The organism is Hyalangium ruber (assembly GCF_034259325.1).
Classification (GTDB): domain Bacteria; phylum Myxococcota; class Myxococcia; order Myxococcales; family Myxococcaceae; genus Hyalangium_A; species Hyalangium_A rubrum.
The window spans coordinates 811,256-828,907 of record NZ_JAXIVS010000002.1 but is presented as its reverse complement, the minus strand read 5'-3'; the positions used below and the strand labels follow the sequence as shown (position 1 = coordinate 828,907).

Here is a 17,652-nt window from a genome sequence, read left to right as displayed (position 1 = left end):
CAAACGAGTCGAGCATTCGGCGCGTCCGGGCTGTATGGAGATGTGCTGCCGGGAAGTGGCCGGGGCGCGCTTGGGGGAGTCCTAGAGCGACAAGGGGCACGGTTGGCTATCGTGCGGGCCCGGTGTGCGGGGGCGGTCGGGACCCCGGGCTTCCAGGGGCTAGAAGGTAACGAGAGATGGTCGGGCGATGACGCTGACGTTCAAGCAGAAGATGATGCTGCTGCCCGGCGTAGCGGCGGTGTTCCTGCTGGCCATCCTGGGAGTGACCCTCACCGCGGGCATCTGGGCGGGGCGGGCGCAGACGCGCATCGGCCAGGGCTACTCGCCGGCGCTGGCGCGCAGCCAGACGCTCATGGCCGACCTGCAGACGCTCCACCACGAGGTGCAGGACGCGGTGCATGTCCGGGATGAGGCGCGCCTGGAGCCGATGCGCGCGCTGGGACGGAAGATCGCCGCGGACCTGGAGGTGGCGCGCCGCAACGCGGTGGCGAACCCGCAGCTGCTCGAGGTGCTCCAGAAGGACTTCGTCCTGTACCAGGAGGAGCTGGAGAGCGCGGTGGTGCTGCACGCGAGGCAGGATGCGCAGGCCACGGCGGCGCTCACGCGGGAGAGCACGCGCTTCGAGTCGCTGTTGCAGACGCTGCAATTGCTGGTGGGTGAGCACCAGCGAGGGCTGCGCGAGTCCTTCCAGGAGGTGAGCAGCGTGAGCCGCTGGGGCCAGGTGCTGGTGGGCCTGCTGGTGGTGCTGTGCATGGGCTCGCTGGGAGGCCTGTCGTACTGGATGATGCGCGAGGTGGCCGGGCCGCTGACGCGCCTGTCGGAGACGGCCTCGCGGCTGGCGGAGGGAGACCTGACGCTGACCATCGAGGTACACGCGAACGACGAGCTGGGCCACCTGGCGCGCAGCCTGGGGGCGATGGTGTTGAAGCTGCGCGCGGTGCCGGTGGAGCTACAGGGGGTGGTGGGCGAGCTGAGCGCGGCGGCCGAGCGGCTGACGCGGGTGAGTCAGGAGCAGCTCAACTTCCTCACGGAGCAGGCGCGTAGCCTGTCGGATGCGGGCACGACGATGGCGCAGATCGCCCAGACGTCCAGCATGGCCTCCAGCCGCGCGGAGATGGTGCTGAAGGTGGCGGAGCAGGCCGACAGCTTCACGGCGGCGAGCCAGCAATCCATCGAGCAGAGCGCGCAGGGCCTGGAGCAGATCCGCAAGCGGGTGGGGGCGCTGGTGGGCAACATCGGCCACCTGTCCGAGCAGGCGGTGCATGCACGGGAGATCATCGGCAGCGTGAAGGACCTGGCGGACCAGAGCAACGTGCTGGCGCTGAACGCGGCCATCGAGGCGGCGCGCGCGGGCGAGGGCGGGCGCGGTTTCGCGGTGGTGGCGCGGGAGATGCGCACGCTCAGTGGTCAGTCGCTGCAGAGCACCGAGCGCATCGGGCGCATCCTGTTGGATATCAATGACGCCATCCGCCAGACGGTCTCCACGGCGGAGGGGGACAGCCAGCAGATGGAGGCCAGCATCGAGCAGGTGCTCGCCTCGGCCGACAAGCTGCGCGAAATCACCAGCGTCATGCAGGAGAGCAGCAATGCGGCGCGGCAGATCGTCGCCTCGGTGACGCAGCAGAACGCGGGCATCACCCAGATGACGGAGGTCATGACGCAGCTGTCGGCGATGATGGGTGACGTGGTGCTGGCCACGACGAGCGCCGAGGAGACGGTGGGGCGCATCAACGACACGGTGAGCCAGCTGCGGCGCATCGTCTCCGAGTTCCGCGTGTAGCGCGGGCGCTCGGGTCATTCGCCCTGCATGAGCCCGGTGACGCGGCCGTCCTCGTGGACGACGACGCGGCGGGCGGCGGGCTCCTTGGGCAGGCCCGGCATGGTGAGGATTTCTCCCGTCAGGGCCACGAGGAAGCCAGCGCCGGCCGACAGGCGCACCTCGCGCACGGTGAGGGTGAAGCCGCGTGGACGGCCGAGCTTCGTCGGGTCATCCGAGAGCGACAGGTGCGTCTTGGCCATGCACACCGGAAGTGTCGCGCCGCCCAGCTCGCGAAGGGTCTCCAGGTCCTTGCGGGCGCCAGGGGTGAAGTCCACGTCGTCGGCGCCGTACACGGTGCGGGCGATGGCGCGGATCTTCTCCTCGGGGGATTGCTCCAGCGTGTAGAGGAAGCGGGGGCGGGGAGGCGCGGCGTCCGTGCGGTCGAGCATCTCCAGGACGCGGTCGGCCAGCTCCAGAGAGCCCTCGCCGCCTCGGGAGAAGCCGTCGCAGACGGCGCTCTCCACGCCACGGGCGCGGGTGAAGGCGCGCAGCTCGTCCAGCTCCGCCTCGGAGTCCTGGGGGAAGCGGTTGACGCAGACGACAGCGGGCAGCCCGAAGGTGGCGACGGACTCCAGGTGCTTCTCCAGGTGCTCGAAGCCGCGCCGCAGGGCTTCGGAGTCGGGCTCGGCGAGGCGGGCGGAGGGAGTGCCGCCGTGGTGCTTCAGGGCGCGCAGCGTCACCACGAGCACCACGCCGCGAGGCCACAGCCCCGAGGCGCGACATTTGATGTCGAGGAACTTCTCGGCGCCGAGGTCGAAGCCGAAGCCAGCCTCGGTGATGACTTCATCGCCGTAGGCGAGGGCCATCCGGGTGGCGAGCACCGAGTTGCAGCCGTGGGCGATGTTGCCGAAGGGCCCGGCGTGGACGAGCGCGGGGCCGCCCTCGCGCGTCTGCACGAGGTTGGGCATGAGCGCGTCCTTGAGCAGGGCGACCATGGAAGGCGCGGCGAAGAGGTCCGCGGCGCGCACGGGAGCGCCGTCGGGCGTCTGGCCGACGACGATGCGACCAAGGCGGGCTTCCAGATCCTTGAGGTTCTCAGCGAGGGCGAGGATGGCCATCACCTCGCTGGCGGCGGTGATGTCGAAGGACGTCTCACGGGGCACGCCATGGGCCTTGCCGCCGAGGCCGACGATGACGTTGCGCAGGAAGCGATCGTTCATGTCCAGGGCGCGGCGCCAGCGCACGCGAGTGGACTCGAGAGCGACGGGGCTGCCATGGAAGAGAGCATTGTCCACCAGGGCGGCGAGCAGGTTGTGGGCAGTGGTGATGGCGTGGATGTCGCCGGTGAAGTGGAGGTTGATGTCAGCAGCGGGCTCGAGGCTGGCCTCTCCGCCGCCAGTGCCGCCGCCCTTCACACCGAAGACGGGACCCAGCGAGGGTTGGCGCAGGGCGGCCACGGCATTGCGCCCCCGCTTGCGCAGGCCCATGGCGAGCGCCACGGACATGGTCGTCTTCCCCTCGCCGGGAGGGGTGGGGTTGATGGCGGAGACGAGCACCAGACGCCCTTGGCGGCGGGAGCGAGGAAGGGCATCGAGAGACACCTTGGCGCGGTCGCGCCCCCAGGGCAGCACATCCTCGGAGGACAGGCCCAGCGCGGAGGCGACTTCGGACAAGGGACGGAGCTTCATCCACTGACTCTCGGCCGGTGGGCAGGCACGGGTCAACTCGAACGCGGATCAGTACCGCACGCCGTCCAGCTTCTCGATCACGGCCTTGATGGCGTCTGGCGTAGTGCCGTACGACTTGGCGAGCTCCGTTGCGGAGTAGGTCGTGGCCTGGGTCGATGGCGGATCGTCAGCGAAACCCTCCATGACGATGTGGCCAATCTTTCCAGGCCAGGGAAGCGCCGCGAGTTCACGCCACCGACGCGCAGGCTCCAGCAAGGTAAAGCACGGCCACGGAGGAAAGCGGAGCGTGCGCGTGTCACATCCCAGGAAGCGGCACGCATCCAGCTGTGCTCCGCTGAAGTCGCAATTCTCGATGCTGCCCTCCTCCGGCATGTCAGGCCAGGTGCCGAAGTCGTTGCCGCTGAAGCGGCCCGTGAACCGGCAGCCCTTCAGATGGGCGGAGCCCCACCGGAAGTTCTTGAGCACCCGCGAGACCTCGATGGTGCAGTCGATGAGGTGTGTCCGGGCGATGACCAGTGCTCGCGCAGGGACCTTCACCACGAGGGTGCAGTTCCTCAGCGTCAGGTCGTGCCCCAGGTAGTACAGCTCGGTCTTGCTGTCCAAGACGAGCCGCTCGTTGGAGATTTCCCGATCGCGGAACTGAATCATGGTGTGCCAGGGCTCCACACCGCTCAAAAGGTGATCAGGCGGAAGAATTCCTCCGCCATGCGGCGACCATGTAGCTCCATGTTCGAGCTCGTTCCAGAGAGAATCTCGTACCGGAGGCCCGTGGTGGGATCCATCGCGTCAACTCCCTTGGGGCTCCACTGCAACCGAGGGAACTCCCTTCGGAGTTGATTCTCCACCCATCTGCCGCGGTACATGCGCTCCCAGAGGTTCGCTTCCAGATGCCTCCCCTCCGATCTGGCGTTGCGGATGGCGTTGCGCTCCGCGGCGGTCAGGTGGCCAGGGCTCCAGTTGCGTGCAGCGCGTTCAGCCGCCGCCTGGAGTTGGTCGCCTACCAGATCCTTTGTTGGTACCTCCTTGATCGACCTGTCGGCTGGAACGTGCCATCGCTGTCCACGGATGAGGATCTGTCGGTTGCCTCCCTGATGGCGGATGAGAATGGTGGCACCTGTGCGCGCCTCCGCCGTCGCGGCCGCTCTGCCGCTGGGATTGCGTATCATCAGGGTGAAGGTGCTCTCGGCGGGGGCCGCCACGGTTTCCACCTCGCTCGCCGCCGCCAGCCTCAGCCCTCCTTGCGTCTGGGCTTGTGCCGCAGCGCGCTCGACGCCAGGAAGCTTCGGCAGATTTTGCGAGAAGCGCGTCGCTCCTCCGCCCAGCGCTGCCGTCACCACCAGCAGCAGCGTCCGCGCTGTGTGGTCCCCCATGAGCTTGCTGAACTCATGCCCAGACTCCCGCAGTTGCTCGAAGGACGTCGCTCGGTCCGCTTCGTGTACGAGCCGAGCCCATCCATCCATCAGCTTCCACAGGGTGCTGGCGCCGAGCCATGCAATGAAGGCCACGGTCATGAGCGCAGCCACACCCTTGGTCACCGGTTCTGGCACCAGCCAGAGCGTGAAGTAGAGCGCTGCGGTCCACACCAGCAGGGTCAGCACTGCTTGGGGACTCACCATCTGCTGGAGCGCCTGTCGTGTCTCCTGGAGCACCGAGCCAAAGGCCAGCGCCAGCGCCAGGGTCCGTCGGTCGGCTCTATCCAAGGTGGGACCGTCCGCGAGCAGTCCCAGACAGTCGCCCCCGCCATATTGCTGCTTGCAGAAGAGCTGGTAGCCGGCGGCTAGCTGCGCTGCGTTCGTGGAGAGGGGACTGTCCTCATCCAGAGGCGTCATCCGTACGACGCGCCCGGACTCCACCTCGGCCAGCAGGTCAGCCTGAAGCGCTTCCTCCAGCAGCCAGCGAGCCGTCTCCTGCGGATCCTCGGAAGCGCCTACCTGGTGGGCGAGCATCTGGATGGCCGCCCGGAAATCCTCCTTGCCCACCTCTATCGGCTCGGTGTCCTCCCGGCCCACGGCAATCACGCGGACCTCGTAGCGGGCTGCCACCTGCGCTGTTTCCCCCGGTTCTGAGCTCCAGGACGCTGGGTGTGGAGTGCTAGCGCATGCGGTCAGTAACACCAGCAGCAGTGCATCCAGTCGGTGGGCCTGTATGGCGGAACTCCTGCTCAAAGGGAGTTCAGGTTACCGACAAGCTCAATCCTTCCAAGGGCTTGGAATCAGTCGGCGCGAAGCTGGGCTCCGCATTCTGTTGGAGATCAAAGGAGAAGTCCTGTCTCCGAGAGGTGCAGGCAGGGAGCCAACCCCCGCGTTGCTGGGTCTGCGCAGGAGCCACACGACGCGTGTTAATTTCGCCGCCGCAAATGCACTCCGACTTTCGACGCCTCTACAACCAGGTCTTCTCCCCCGAGCTCTATGAGCAGTACCGGAATCGGCTGCAGGCCGTGGTGGGGCCCGTTCCGTACCGGCTCGCGGAGTCGCCGCTCTTCATCCCCCCAGCCACGCGCGACCGCATCTTCCGCTACACGCAGGAGATCATCGAGCAGCTGGCCGAGCCCGAGCGCCTTGACCGCGCGCGCACCGCCGTCCCGCCCGAGTATGACGTGCCGAATCAGGACGCCGCGCCGGATGTCATGACCGTCGACTTCGCCGTCGTCCGAGGCCCCGACGGCCAGCTCGACGGGCAGGTGGTCGAGCTGCAGGCGTTCCCCTCCCTGTTCGCCTTCACCATGATCCAGGCGCGCATCTTCAATGAGATGGTGAAGATGCCCGAGGCCGCCGGAGGCTTTCACTGCTTCGCCCCCGGCTTCGACTTCGACAGCGCGCACGCGTTCTTCCGTCGCGCCCTCCTGGGCGGTTTCAGCCCGGAAGAGGTCGTCCTGCTGGAGATCGAACCCGATAAGCAGAAGACCCGTCCGGACTTCGTCGCCACCCAGGAGCTCACCGGCATCGAGCCCGTGTGCGTGACCGAGGTCATCCGCGAGGGCCGTCAGCTCTTCCGCATGAAGGACGGCCGCAAGCTCCGCATCCGGCGCATCTACAACCGGGTCGTCTTCGATGAGCTCCAGCAGAAGAAGCCGCCCATGGCCTTCAAGTTCACGGACGACCTGGACGTGAGCTGGTGCCCGCACCCCAACTGGTACTGGATGTGGTCGAAGTTCTCGCTGCCTCTGCTCGACCACCCCTCCGTGCCCAAGGCCACCCCCCTGTCCCAGCTCCAGGAGGTGCCGACGGACCTCGAGCGCTACGTGCTCAAGCCGCTGTTCTCCTACGCCGGTGCAGGCGTGAAGGTGGACCCCACGGCCGAGGACATCGCCGGGGTACCGGCGGATCAGCGCGAAGGGTGGATCCTCCAGCAGAAGATCAACTACGCCCGCGAGCTGTTCACCCCCGAGGGCCACGGCGTGGCCGCCGAGATTCGCGTGCTCTGCCTGCGCGACGAGGGCCAGCGCCTGCCTCAGCCGTTCATGAACCTCGTGCGCCTGTCCCGAGGCAAGATGCTCGGGATCGACTTCAACAAGGGCCTGGACTGGGTCGGCTCCTCCGTCGCGCTCTGGCCGAAGGCGGGCTAGCACCGCCCTCGGCCGGTAGCGGAACTACCCCGCCTGGCTGGCGGACGCGGGCGGGGTACCCACGCCTCGCATCGTCTCCTCCACCAGCCAGCGCACCACCGCGCGCGGGTCGTTGTTGTTGTTCTTGAAGACCTCGAGCTGCCGCTCCGCCGACGTGCCCTGCTCGAGAATCTTCCGCACCGAGGCCACCTGCTCCGAGGTGCCCAGCAGGTCCGAGGCCTCGGAGACGAAGGCGATCATCTCCTCCAGCAGCTCCGTGTACGGCCGCTCCTGCTGCTGGCCGAAGTCGATGAGCTTGCCCCGGATGCCGTAGCGGCTGGCCCGCCACTTGTTCTCCTCAATCAACGGCGACATGTAGTGCCGCCACGACTGGTTGCGGCGCAGCATCAGGTAGAGCTGGGCCACCAGCGCCTGGATGAGCGAGACGATGGAGATCTCCTGCTCCAGGTTGGTCGGCATGTCGCAGATGCGAATCTCGACCGTGTCGAACAGGTGGTGGACGCGCACGTCCCACCAGATCTTCTTCCCGTTGTCGATGCAGTTGGTCCGGATGAGCAGGTCCACGTACTCCATGAACTGGGAGTAGCTCTCGAACGTGGGAGGAATGCCGGTGCGCGGGAAGCGCTTGAAGATCAGCGTACGCGTCGACTGCTGGCCCGTGGCGCGCCCCAGCCAGAACGGCGAGGAGGTGGACAGCGCCAGCAGGTGCGGCAGGAAGTAGCGGATCTGGTTCGCCAGGGCGATGGCCGTCTGCTTGTCCTTGATGCCGACGTGGACGTGGAGCCCGAAGATGAGGTTGCCCCGGGCGATGTCCTGCAGGTCCTCGACGATGACCTGGTAGCGCGGGTTGGGCGTAATCTCCTGGCTCTTCCAGTCGCTGAACGGGTGCGTGCCGGCGGCGACGATGTTCATGCCGCCCTTGCGCGCCAGCCGGTCCAGCTCGAGCCGCATCTCGGTCAGCTCGGCGCGCACCTCGTGGATGTTCTTGCAGATGCCGGTGCCCACCTCGACCACGGACTGGTGCAGCTCCGTGCGCACGCGCTCGCGCAGCACGGTCTTCCCATCGTCCATCATCTTCGAGATGTACGAGCGCAGCTCATGGCTCTGCCCGTCGATGATCTGGAACTCTTCCTCGACACCCAGCGTGAACTGACCATCCAGCAGATTCGATGGCTTCATGTTCAAGAACCCCCCTTCGCGACACGCACGGCGGAAGCTCGCGGCGCGGCCGAGGAGGCCGCCGGACGAGACGCCTTCTTCTCCAGGTAGCGCTGCCACACGTGGCCGGCGTCATTCTTGCGGCCCTCGCGCGCGGCGCTGACGCACAGCTCCGTCATCTTCTCCAGGCACCACTCGTAGTTGTCCTCGAGGATGTGGTGCGGATACATGTCCGGCGCCGGGTTGGTGAAGTCGATGGCGTAGGGCACGCCGTCCTTGATGGCGAACTCCACCGAGTTCATGTCGTAGCCGAGCGCCCGGTTGAGCTCGCGCGCGCCGTCGAGGATGCGCTGCTCCAGCGCCGCCGGCAGGAAGTTCTTGTCCGGCAGGTAGCTGCGCGTCTTCACGTCGTAGCGGATCATCCGGATGTTGTCCCGGCCGATGCACAGGCAGCGCACGTAGTCATCGAACTCGATGAACTGCTGCATCGTCAGCACGAGCTGTCCCGACTCGTTGTAGACGCGCATCAGCTCGTCCATGTTGTTGACGCGGTTCACGTTGCGCCAGCCGCCGCCGTCCGCGGGCTTGCAGATGGCGGGGAAGCCCACGTGCCGGGCGATGGCCTCCCAGTCGAGCGGGTAGACCAGGTTGTTCAGCGAGCGCTTCGGGTCGATGGCCGGCAGGTACTCGCGCTGCGGCAGCATCATCGTCTTCGGCACGGTGACGCCGATGCGGTGGGCCAGCGAGAAGCCGAAGAACTTGTCGTCCGCCGAGAACCAGAACGGATCATTGATGACGTAGGTGCCGGCCAGCATCGCCGCCTTGAGGTGGAACCGGTAGAACGGCACCTCGTGGCTGATGCGGTCGACGAGCACGTCGTACTTCGCGGTGAAGTCCTCCGGGGTGGCGTCGATCTTCGCCAGCTCCGCCTCGAACCCCGGAATCTTGTTGATGCGCTGGATCAGCGCCATCGGGAAATGGTCCCACTCCATCCCCGCCAGAATTCCAATCTTCTTGTTCACGAGTTGCTCTCCGCAGAGACCGTTGCTTCCGCAGGTCGGCCAAAGGCATCCAGGCCCAGCGCCGCGTCATACGTCGGCATGTCCACCGGGGCCCAGTCGCGATCCAGTGCCATCGCGTTGAAGGTGCGCGCCATCCAGCCCGGCAGCAGCAGCGCGTAGGTGCGCGCCAGCCGGCTCGGGTCGTCGATCGTCTTGCACATGCGGCGGTAGACCAGCTCGCCGTACGTCTCGATGACGGCCTTGGCCTGCTCGGGGCGCTCGAGCCAGTTGAGCACGCCGGGCCGGTCCGCCTCGGGGTGGAAGATGGTGCCCTCGACACCCTTCGAGAAGCGGAAGGCCATCAGCCCCCGGCCCTTGCTGTGTCCGTCGCGGCTCTCGCGCGCCAGCAGCGTGCCGCCCAATTCCTTCAGCTTCTTCTCATCCAGGTCCACCGCCTGCCAGCTGCGGTGCTCCCACACGAAGAGCCGGTCCCCGAACGGCGCGAACATCGGGGAGGCCAGGCCTTCCTCCGTCGGGTACACGGGCATGATGCCGAACTTGCGCTCGCGCGGAATCATCGCCGCGAGCCCGAAGTGCATGACGGTGATCTCGAACGAGTAGCAGACCGAGAAGAGGGCCGGCGCGGTGCTGCCCCGCTGGAGCTGCCCGTCGACGATGCTGTCGATGAACGAGCGGATGCCGGGAGCCCAGCTCTCCTTGAAGCCGTCCACGGGCGCATCGGGGCCACCGGTGCTCAGGTAGAGGTCGCAATCGGCGGGAGGCGCCTCGCCGAGGTTGCGCGGCTGCACGTGCGCGGTGGTGACGGAGAGCCCGGGGTTGCGGGCGCGGACGCGCTCCGAGAAGGCGGCGATGATGGACCGGAACGAACGGATGGCCTGGTTGGGCACCCCGTTGTTCATGTCGATGAGGCCGATACGGAGGGAACGGGAACGACCTGCGGGAGTCATGTGCCCCCCGTGTATCCGGTTTTGAGCCGCAGTGAAAAGGGGGTACCCCCCCACCCGGCTAGCGGCGCCGTTCCGCCTCGGTGATGGCGGCCGCCGGCTGGACGACGCCCCAGCCCTGGCGCTCCACGGCCACGCTGGGCAGCCGCCGCCCCGTGGCGATGAGGATTCGCTTTACATCGGTGGGGGTCAGCCGGGGGTTGGCCTCCAGCATCTGTCCCACGATGCTGGTGACGATGGGGGCGGCGAACGAGGTGCCATCCACGTGCTTGTAAGCCCCTGAAACCACCTTCTGATCTCTCAGCTTGGAGCCGATCAGCTGTCGGATGAGGTACGGCTCGTCGTTCTTCACCGAGTCCAGTTCCCGGATGATGCCTACACGCTCGCTCAACACCCGGCCGAGTTCCTTGTCCGGGGTGCCGTCCAGCAGGGTGAGCAGCTCCGCCTCCTGGGCCGTGGGGGTGTCGGGAAGGATGGGAGCGACCACCCAGATGGCCGGCGCCATGACCTCGGGCTTCTGCAGCCCGTCGATGGTCGGACCGAAGCAAGACCAGTATGTGCCCATACGACCGAGCCGGGGGTCTCCCCGGTCATCCAGGCCTCCCACGGTGATGACCGCCGGGGTGCTGGCCGGGGCGATGACGTGGTTGCGGCCGTGGGCGGCGTTGCCGACGGCGCAGACGACAGTGATTCCGGCGCGGACGGCGTCCTCGGCGGCCTGGCAGATGGGGTCCACGAGGTAGCTGGCCTCGTAGTCACCGCCGGCCGAGATGTTGAGCACGCGGATGCCCAGCTCGTCCTTGTGGGCAATCACCCAGCGGATGCCCCGGGCGATGTCGTCATGTTTCACGCGCGACAGGTGCCCCACCTTCACCAACACCACGTCCATCTCGGGGGCCAGCGACTTGTACTTCCCGTCCGAGAGGAACCCGTTCCCGGCGGCCACGGTGGACGTCATCATCCCGTGCCACATGGAGTTGTCCGGCTTGCGGATGAGGTCCAGGCCCTCCTTGTCGTTCACCAGGTCGTAGTAGCGGCGGATGCGGCAGCGCGGCTCCATCAGGTCCGGGTGCGCGAAGAAGCCCGAGTCCAGGAAGGCCGCCGTGACGCCCCGGCCCTGGTAGTGCGGGTTGACCGCGAGCCGCTGGGCGATGGGGAGGATCTCCTCCAGGGCGGGCTCTCCCTGCGGCCAGATGGTGGGGGGCTCCTGCTCGAGAAGGGGACGCTCTCCGTAGACGACGGCACCGGCGGGCTTCGTGATGTCGGACATGGTTGGTGCTCCCAGGATATCGGTCGGCTACCGGTGATGCACGGCGGTTTTCCGAGTCTGCTCCGGAGGCCACCTATGGGATGGTCCGCCCGTGAGCAAGCGAGTCGTTATCGAGGGCGCCGCGGAGGTTTCCGCGGCGAAGGAAGCAGATGCGCTGGTGATTGTCGCGCCCGCGCCGCTGAGGGTCGCGCTGGAGGGGCTGGGGCTGTCGCTGGAGGGCAAGCGAGCGGTGGAAGCCGCGCTCGCCGCCGACCGGGCGCTGGCCGAAGGGAGCCCGGCGCCCACCGTGGTGGCGTCTTCCGCCGCGCCGGGAGGGCGGATCATCCTCGCGCCGACCGCGCCCATCGTGCATGACACGGACGATTGCCGGGTGCTGTCGGAGGCGAGTGCGGCCGCGGTTTCACGGGCGGTGCAGGCGGGCGCGTCGAACCCCGTGCTGCTCGTCGGCGTGCCGAAGGGGGCGCGGTTCTCCCGGGCCCTGGAGGCCTGTGCGCTCGCTGCGGCGGGGACGGCGTGGGAGCCGCTGGAGGCGCGGGAGTCTCCCTCGCGCCGCGCGCCGCCCACGGAGCTGCGCAAGCTCACGGTGGTGAACCTGTCGAGCCAGGCGGCCGCGTGGGTGAGCGCGCTGGAGGCGGGGCGGATGATCTGCCGGGACCTGGTGACGGGAGGCCCCGAGCGGTTGGCGCCGCTGCGCTTCGCCGCGTATTGCGAGGAGGCGTTCGCGGGCACGGGGGTGAAGGTCTCGGTGCAGAAGGACGTGTCCGGCTATCCGTTGCTCGCGGCGGTCGCGCAGGCGTCGATGGTGGTGGAGCGCCACAGGCCGTGCGTGGTGTCGCTGGAGCTGGTGCCAGAGGGTCCCGTCACGCGCACCCTGCTGATTGCCGGCAAGGGCGTCACCTACGACACGGGTGGCGCGGACGTGAAGACGGATGGCGGCATGGCCGGCATGTCGCGCGACAAGGGCGGGGCCGCGACGGCGGCGGGGCTGGTTCGGGCGCTGGCGGAGCGGAAGGTGCCTGGGCTGCGGGTCGTCGCCTTGCTGGGCATGGTGCGCAACAGCATCGGCGAGGAGTCGTTCGTCTCGGATGAGATCATCACCGGCCGCTCGGGCGTGCGCGTCCGTATCGGGAACACGGACGCGGAGGGGCGCCTGGTGCTGGCGGATCTGCTCGCGGCGCTCAAGGAGAGCGCGGATCCGGCGTCCTCCGTGCTGCTCTCGGTGGCGACGTTGACGGGCCACGTGTACCGGGCCTTCGGGCCCTACGTCGGTGCCATCGAGAACGGCGCGGCGCGGGCGCAGGGCTTCATCCGGACGCTGAGCGAGGCGGGTGAGCTCCTGGGCGAGCCGCTCGAGTCCACGGTGCCCCGGCGCGAGGACTATCTGTTCGTGGCGCCCAAGGCTCCGACGGAGGACGTGCTGTCGAGCAATCGGCTCGCCAGCGTGGACACTCCGCGCGGGCACCAGGGGCCGTTTGCCTTCATCGACGTGGCGGCCGGGCTGCGCGGCTCGCAGCTTCCGTTCGTCCACCTGGACATCTCGGGCGTCGTGGTGACGCCCGCGGACTGGCAGGCGGGGAGGCCCACCGGGTCGCCCATCGCCTCCCTGGTGGAGGCGCTCGAGGTCCGGCAGCGCGGCTGAGCGGGCTGCTACGAGGTCGACTTCGGCGGGGCCGGGAGCGAGGCGTGGAACTCCCGGGAGATGCGCTCCAGGTACGCCTTGAGCAGCTCCTCGACGCGCTCCTGCTTCGGGGAGCGCACGACGAACCCGATGTGGTTCTTCTTCTTGAGCCGCTCGATGATCTCCGGATCGCTGAACGAGCGAGTGTCCGGGTACTCGTCGCGGGCCAGGGAGATGACCACGCCCGCGTACTCCTCACGGACGCGCGGCGGCTTGTAGGCGAAGCCCTCGCCTTCGATTTCGAGCTTCGCCCACTCGCTCCACAGGTTCACGCCCGTGGCGGCCTCCACCATCTCCGAGATGTTCGCGCCGCCCACGCGGGCCGACGTCTCGATGAAGTAGGGCTTTCCATCCTCGCGGCCGATGATGAACTCGGTGTGCGAGGCGCCTCGGCGCAGCCCGAAGCCCTGGAGCACCGCGGCGTTGGCCTCCAGCAGCAGGCGCGCCTCCTTCGAGTCGCGGCGCAGCGTGCGCGTCACGTAGATGCCGCCCTCGTGGGCGACCTCCAGCAGGGGCCGGCCGTAGCTGCCCACCTCCGCGAAGGCGATCTTCCCGTCCTGCACGAGCGAGTCCACGTGGTACAGCTCGCCGGGGATCATCTGCTCCAGGACGTGGTGCGACTGCTTGTCCCCCAGCTCGTGGATGGCCGCCCAGGCCTCGTCGGCGGACCGCAGCTTCTTGATGCCGACGGCGGAGGCCTCGCCCCGGGGCTTGATGAGCCAGGGCGCGGGTACCTCGGCCAGGAACTTCGTGACATCCGGGTGGTGGAAGACGGGCGTGAAGCGCGGGACGTTGATGCCCACCTCCTTCGCCTTTACCCGCATGGCGAGCTTGTCGCGGAAGAAGCGCGCGGCCGTGTCGCCCATGCCGGGCATGCGGAAGTGCTCGCGCATCGCCGCCGCGACCTCCACGTCGAAGTCGTCCAGCGCGACGATCCGATCGATGCGCCGGTTGCGGAACAGCCACGACACGCCGTTGAGCAGCGCCGTGCGGTCCTCGAACGAGGCCACGGAGTGGAACTCGTGGATGTACTGCCGGGCCCAGTCCTCGTCCTTGAATTTCTCCGAGGTGATCAGGATGACGTAGCAGCCCTCTTCGTGCAGTCGCTGGAAGAAGCGGTTGCCCTTGAAGAAGCTGGCCAGGCACAGCACGGTCGGTCGAGGCGCGGAGTTCATGCCCCTCTACATTTCCATGTTGGCTGGGACCCGTCCAATGCCCGGCGACCTCCCGGGTGGGCTCACCAGCGCATGAGGCCCGTCTGGACCGCCAGGAACAGGCCGCTGGCACAGGCGGCGGCGGCGAGCAGTGCCAGGCCTCCGAGATGCTCGCGCCGCTTGGGCTCCAGGCCGCGCACCTTCCACACGCCGACCCCGAGCCCCAGCAGGGCCCCCACGGGCACTCCGAGGAGAATCCCCAGGAGCCCCGGGAAGCCATGCGCGTGGGGGCGGAGGAACTTGTCCAGGGGCACCCCCACGGTCAGCCCCACCACCCCTCCGCACACGCAGAAGGCCATGATGAAAAAGAGGCCACTGCGAAGGGAGTGCCAGAGCGAAGGCCGGCGCTCCTCGGGAGGGGAGGTCATGGGGAGGGAAGCCTACTTCCCGAAGATGCCTCGTAGCTTCTTCTTGGCCTCTTCCTCCGCCTTTTTCTTCGCGCGCTCCTGCTCGGCCTTGGCCGCCTGCTCCAGCTTCGCCTTCTCCTCGGCCGCCTTCTTCTCCAACTCCTGCTTCTGGCGCTCGGCCTCCGCGCGCGCGGCTTGCTCGCCACCGGTGATGATCTGCTGCACCTGCTTGCCCTTCTCGCCGAGCAGCTCCCCCGCGAGTCCCGTCGCCGCCAGCTTCGCGATGGTTGTCACCGCCGGCTTCACGTCGATGCCCGTGATTTCGGGCTTCCACGCCGGGCCCGTCACCTTCATGCCCACGGGGATGTTCTCGGTGGGCGTCACCTTGCCCAGGGTGAGCTTGTTGATCGTCTGCGGCGTCAGGTTCACCGAGCCGGTCAGATCCAGCACTCCGTCCAGCCGGATGCCGCCATCGAAGTGCAGGGCGCCCTCGGGTCGCGTCCAGGTGATGGGCCGCTCCAGCTGCGCCACGCCGTTCTTGATCTCCACGCCGAAGGGCAGGTTCTCGCTCAGCGACGTCACGTCCCCGCTCTTGAGCGCCTTGGCCGCGAAGGGCAGCGCCTTGGCCAGCGGCTCGGTGACGGCCCCGATGACGTCCATGCCCATGAAGGTGGCGCCCTCCAGGTTGCCGTTGACGGCGCCCAGCAGCGTCTCCTTGAGCTTGTCCGGCGTGTAGCCCACGCCCTTGAGGTCCACGTTCCCGTTGAACCTTCCGGTGAGCACCTTCTTGGGCGTGCGCTCGGCCAGGGTCTGCGCCACGTCCACGCCCTGCATCACCACCTTGGCCTCGAAGGCCCGCTGCTCTGGCTTGGGCCCCAGGTTCACCTGTGTCCCGTCCGCCACCACCGTGCCGCCGTAGACGGCCGAGGAGAACTTCTCCACCTTGATGAGGTCATCCACCATGGTCACGTGCGCCACCATGTTGGCCAGGTCCATCTCGCTGTAGCGCAGCGAGGCCACCTGGAAGCGGATGTCGCCGCGCATGCCGTTGAAGCGCGTCGGGTCGTCCGGCGGTGGAGGCAGCACCCCGTTGTTGCGCGCCATCACCTCCTCGTCCTTCATCAGCAGCGCGTCCGCGTTCAGCCGCTGGCCCTTCATGTCCATCGCGAACGTGGTCGTCTGCTTCTTGCCCTTGCCCGCCAGCGCGAACGAGGCAGTGCCCGTCAGCGTGTCCTCCTTCACGTTCGCCGTGAGCTGGCTCACGTCCACCTTCATCCCGTCCTTGATGGGCTGGTAGGCGCCGGTGGCGGCCACGTCGAGCTTGTCGCCCGGGGCCTTGGCCAGGAGCAACCCGGGCCGCAGGTCCGCGCCGTCCAGGTTCGCCTTCGCGTCGAAGCGCAGCGCTCCGCCGCTCGCCGCCGCGCCGGACACGCGCGCGGTGATTCGCATGGGCGTCCCCGCCTCCTTGGAGAGCTGCTCGGGGATGCGCAGGCGTACCGGCGTCAGGTCCACCTCCGCGTTCAGCGCCTGCGCCTCCTGCGTGCCGCTGCCTCGCACCGACAGACCCACGGGGCCAGCGATCATGCCGTTGAGCTGCTTCTTCAGCGGCGGGTAGTACTCAGCGAGCACCGCTGGGTCGAGGTCGTGGCTGGTCAGCTCGAAGCCCTCCACCGTGGGCGTGCTGCCCATCATCCCCTTTACCCGGCCCTTGCCGGTGATGCCCGCCGGCCCGAAGTCCAGCTTGAGCCGGTCCAGCGCCAGGTCTCCTGCGGCGAGGTCCGCCTTCACGTCCGTGTCCAGCACCACGTCCAGCGCCTTGCCGCCCTCGGCGCCCGCGAAGCGCAGGCCCAGCGCGCGGATGACGCCTTCCAGCCGGGTGGGGCCCTTGCCGCCGGGCACCACTCCGCCCAGCTCCGCCTTCCAGTCCGCAGTGAGCGTGCCCGCCTGAAGTCCGACGCTCGGGGGCAGGTAGGGGCCCAGGGGGGCCAGGTCGATGCTCTCGGCCTTGAGCGTGAGGCGCTCCGGAGTGGGCACCAGCGTGGGCGGCAGCGGGGAGGCCGCCAGCGTGGCGAACAGGTTCTGCTTCTGCGCCAGCACCGCCGCCGAGAGCTTCACCTCCAGCGGCTGGCCCACGCGCAGGTCCTTCACCTCGATGTCCAGGTCCGAGATGGCCAGCTCCTGCGCCTTGCCTCCCGAGCGGTCCACGAAGCGGATGGTGCCGTCGGTGAGCGCCGCCCGGTCCACGCGCACGCCCGACAGGTCGGCCGGGGGCTTCTCCTCGGCGGGCGGCTCCTCCTCCTTGGGCTGCTGCTGAGCGAGGCGCTCCTGCAGCCGCTGCACGTTGGTGGTGCCGTCCGGCAGGCGGATGACGTTGACCGTGAGGCCGGACACCTCCGCGTTGAGCACCTGGATGTCCTTGCCGCGCGACTTGAGCAGCGGCATGGCCGCCACGCGCACGTCCAGGTTCTTCATCTGCGCCAGGGGCAGCTCCTCGCCCTCGGCGGCGCCCACCGAGACGTTCTCCACGTCCACGCCCACGTGCGGGAACAGCTTGGTGGAGATGTCGCCAATCTCCACGGGGCGCCCGAGCTGCTGCGAGAGCGTGGCCGTCTGGGTGCGCGCCTGCTGCAGCAGGATGCTGTCGAGCCGCCACAGGACCACGACCACGGCAAGCACCAGCACGCCGAAGATGCCCAGCAGCACATAGGGCCAGCGTCGCTTCTTCCGAACCTCCATCGCTTGCTACCTCCTCCTGCAACCGGACCCGGAGCTTCCGGCACCCTCCGGGTAGGACCGTCTTGGAGCGGGAACCTAATCAGCTTCCGCCTCTCCCACAGCCTTGACGTGAAGGCGAGTGAAAGACTTCACGGTTCACGGGGTGATGGGACTTCGCAGGGATGCTCGGTGGGCGGCCGGGAACAGGGTTCTGTCTTGGGCAGGAATAGATGGGCAGGGCGACCAAGTCAGGTGCCAACATGCGCCTACCCCACTAGTGCGGAGGAGGTAG

Annotated in this window: 13 protein-coding genes; 3 read left to right on the top strand and 10 right to left on the bottom strand. The window is 68.1% G+C overall.

Annotation, left to right across the window (positions count from 1 at the left end; all coding sequences use genetic code 11):
- Positions 1 to 187: 187 nt before the first annotated feature.
- Positions 188 to 1,780, top strand: a complete 1,593-nt coding sequence (locus tag SYV04_RS08450; RefSeq protein WP_321545131.1) for a methyl-accepting chemotaxis protein — start codon at positions 188 to 190, stop codon at positions 1,778 to 1,780.
- 14 nt (positions 1,781 to 1,794) lie between these two features.
- On the opposite strand, the gene SYV04_RS08445 is transcribed toward SYV04_RS08450, so the two are convergent.
- Genes SYV04_RS08445 through sitA5 form a run of 3 tightly spaced genes read right to left on the bottom strand, consistent with a single transcriptional unit; the run spans position 1,795 to position 5,594 of the window.
- A complete protein-coding gene (locus SYV04_RS08445; RefSeq protein WP_321545130.1) occupies positions 1,795 to 3,447 on the bottom strand; it encodes a formate--tetrahydrofolate ligase in 1,653 nt (550 codons plus the stop codon).
- Positions 3,448 to 3,495: 48 nt separating this feature from the next.
- Positions 3,496 to 4,095: a hypothetical protein gene (locus tag SYV04_RS08440; protein ID WP_321545129.1), complete on the bottom strand. Its 600-nt coding sequence runs from the start codon at positions 4,093 to 4,095 to the stop codon at positions 3,496 to 3,498.
- A 23-nt stretch (positions 4,096 to 4,118) separates the two neighbouring features.
- Entirely contained in the window at positions 4,119 to 5,594 is a 1,476-nt protein-coding gene (sitA5, locus tag SYV04_RS08435) for a SitA5 family polymorphic toxin (protein WP_479691434.1), read from the bottom strand.
- Positions 5,595 to 5,803: 209 nt separating this feature from the next.
- On the opposite strand from sitA5, the gene SYV04_RS08430 reads away from it, so the two are divergent.
- Positions 5,804 to 7,012, top strand: coding sequence for a hypothetical protein (locus SYV04_RS08430; RefSeq protein WP_321545127.1), 1,209 nt, complete (start codon positions 5,804 to 5,806; stop codon positions 7,010 to 7,012).
- A 24-nt stretch (positions 7,013 to 7,036) separates the two neighbouring features.
- Here the strand turns inward: SYV04_RS08430 and SYV04_RS08425 are convergent, their stop codons facing one another.
- Genes SYV04_RS08425 through SYV04_RS08410 form a run of 4 tightly spaced genes read right to left on the bottom strand, consistent with a single transcriptional unit; the run spans position 7,037 to position 11,406 of the window.
- Positions 7,037 to 8,191 (bottom strand): carboxylate-amine ligase, encoded by a 1,155-nt coding sequence (locus SYV04_RS08425; protein WP_321545126.1) that lies wholly within the window; start codon positions 8,189 to 8,191, stop codon positions 7,037 to 7,039.
- A 2-nt stretch (positions 8,192 to 8,193) separates the two neighbouring features.
- Positions 8,194 to 9,192, bottom strand: a complete 999-nt coding sequence (locus SYV04_RS08420) for an ATP-grasp domain-containing protein (RefSeq protein WP_321545125.1) — start codon at positions 9,190 to 9,192, stop codon at positions 8,194 to 8,196.
- Entirely contained in the window at positions 9,189 to 10,139 is a 951-nt protein-coding gene (locus tag SYV04_RS08415; protein ID WP_321545124.1) for a hypothetical protein, read from the bottom strand. Before SYV04_RS08415 ends, SYV04_RS08420 begins: the two co-directional genes overlap by 4 nt.
- A 58-nt stretch (positions 10,140 to 10,197) precedes the next feature.
- Entirely contained in the window at positions 10,198 to 11,406 is a 1,209-nt protein-coding gene (locus SYV04_RS08410) for a S8 family serine peptidase (protein WP_321545123.1), read from the bottom strand.
- Between the two features lie 91 nt (positions 11,407 to 11,497).
- Here SYV04_RS08410 and SYV04_RS08405 point away from each other — a divergent pair, with 91 nt between their 5' ends.
- Positions 11,498 to 13,045, top strand: coding sequence for a M17 family metallopeptidase (locus SYV04_RS08405; protein WP_321545122.1), 1,548 nt, complete (start codon positions 11,498 to 11,500; stop codon positions 13,043 to 13,045).
- 8 nt (positions 13,046 to 13,053) lie between these two features.
- Here the strand turns inward: SYV04_RS08405 and SYV04_RS08400 are convergent, their stop codons facing one another.
- The 3 genes from SYV04_RS08400 to SYV04_RS08390 form a co-directional block, all read right to left on the bottom strand.
- Positions 13,054 to 14,259, bottom strand: coding sequence for an ATP-grasp domain-containing protein (locus tag SYV04_RS08400; protein ID WP_321545121.1), 1,206 nt, complete (start codon positions 14,257 to 14,259; stop codon positions 13,054 to 13,056).
- A 62-nt stretch (positions 14,260 to 14,321) separates the two neighbouring features.
- A complete protein-coding gene (locus SYV04_RS08395) occupies positions 14,322 to 14,666 on the bottom strand; it encodes a hypothetical protein (RefSeq protein ID WP_321545120.1) in 345 nt (114 codons plus the stop codon).
- Positions 14,667 to 14,678: 12 nt separating this feature from the next.
- Positions 14,679 to 17,381 carry an AsmA family protein gene (locus tag SYV04_RS08390; protein ID WP_321545119.1) on the bottom strand — a complete coding sequence of 901 codons (2,703 nt, stop codon included), beginning with the start codon at positions 17,379 to 17,381 and terminating at the stop codon, positions 14,679 to 14,681.
- Positions 17,382 to 17,652: the final 271 nt, after the last annotated feature.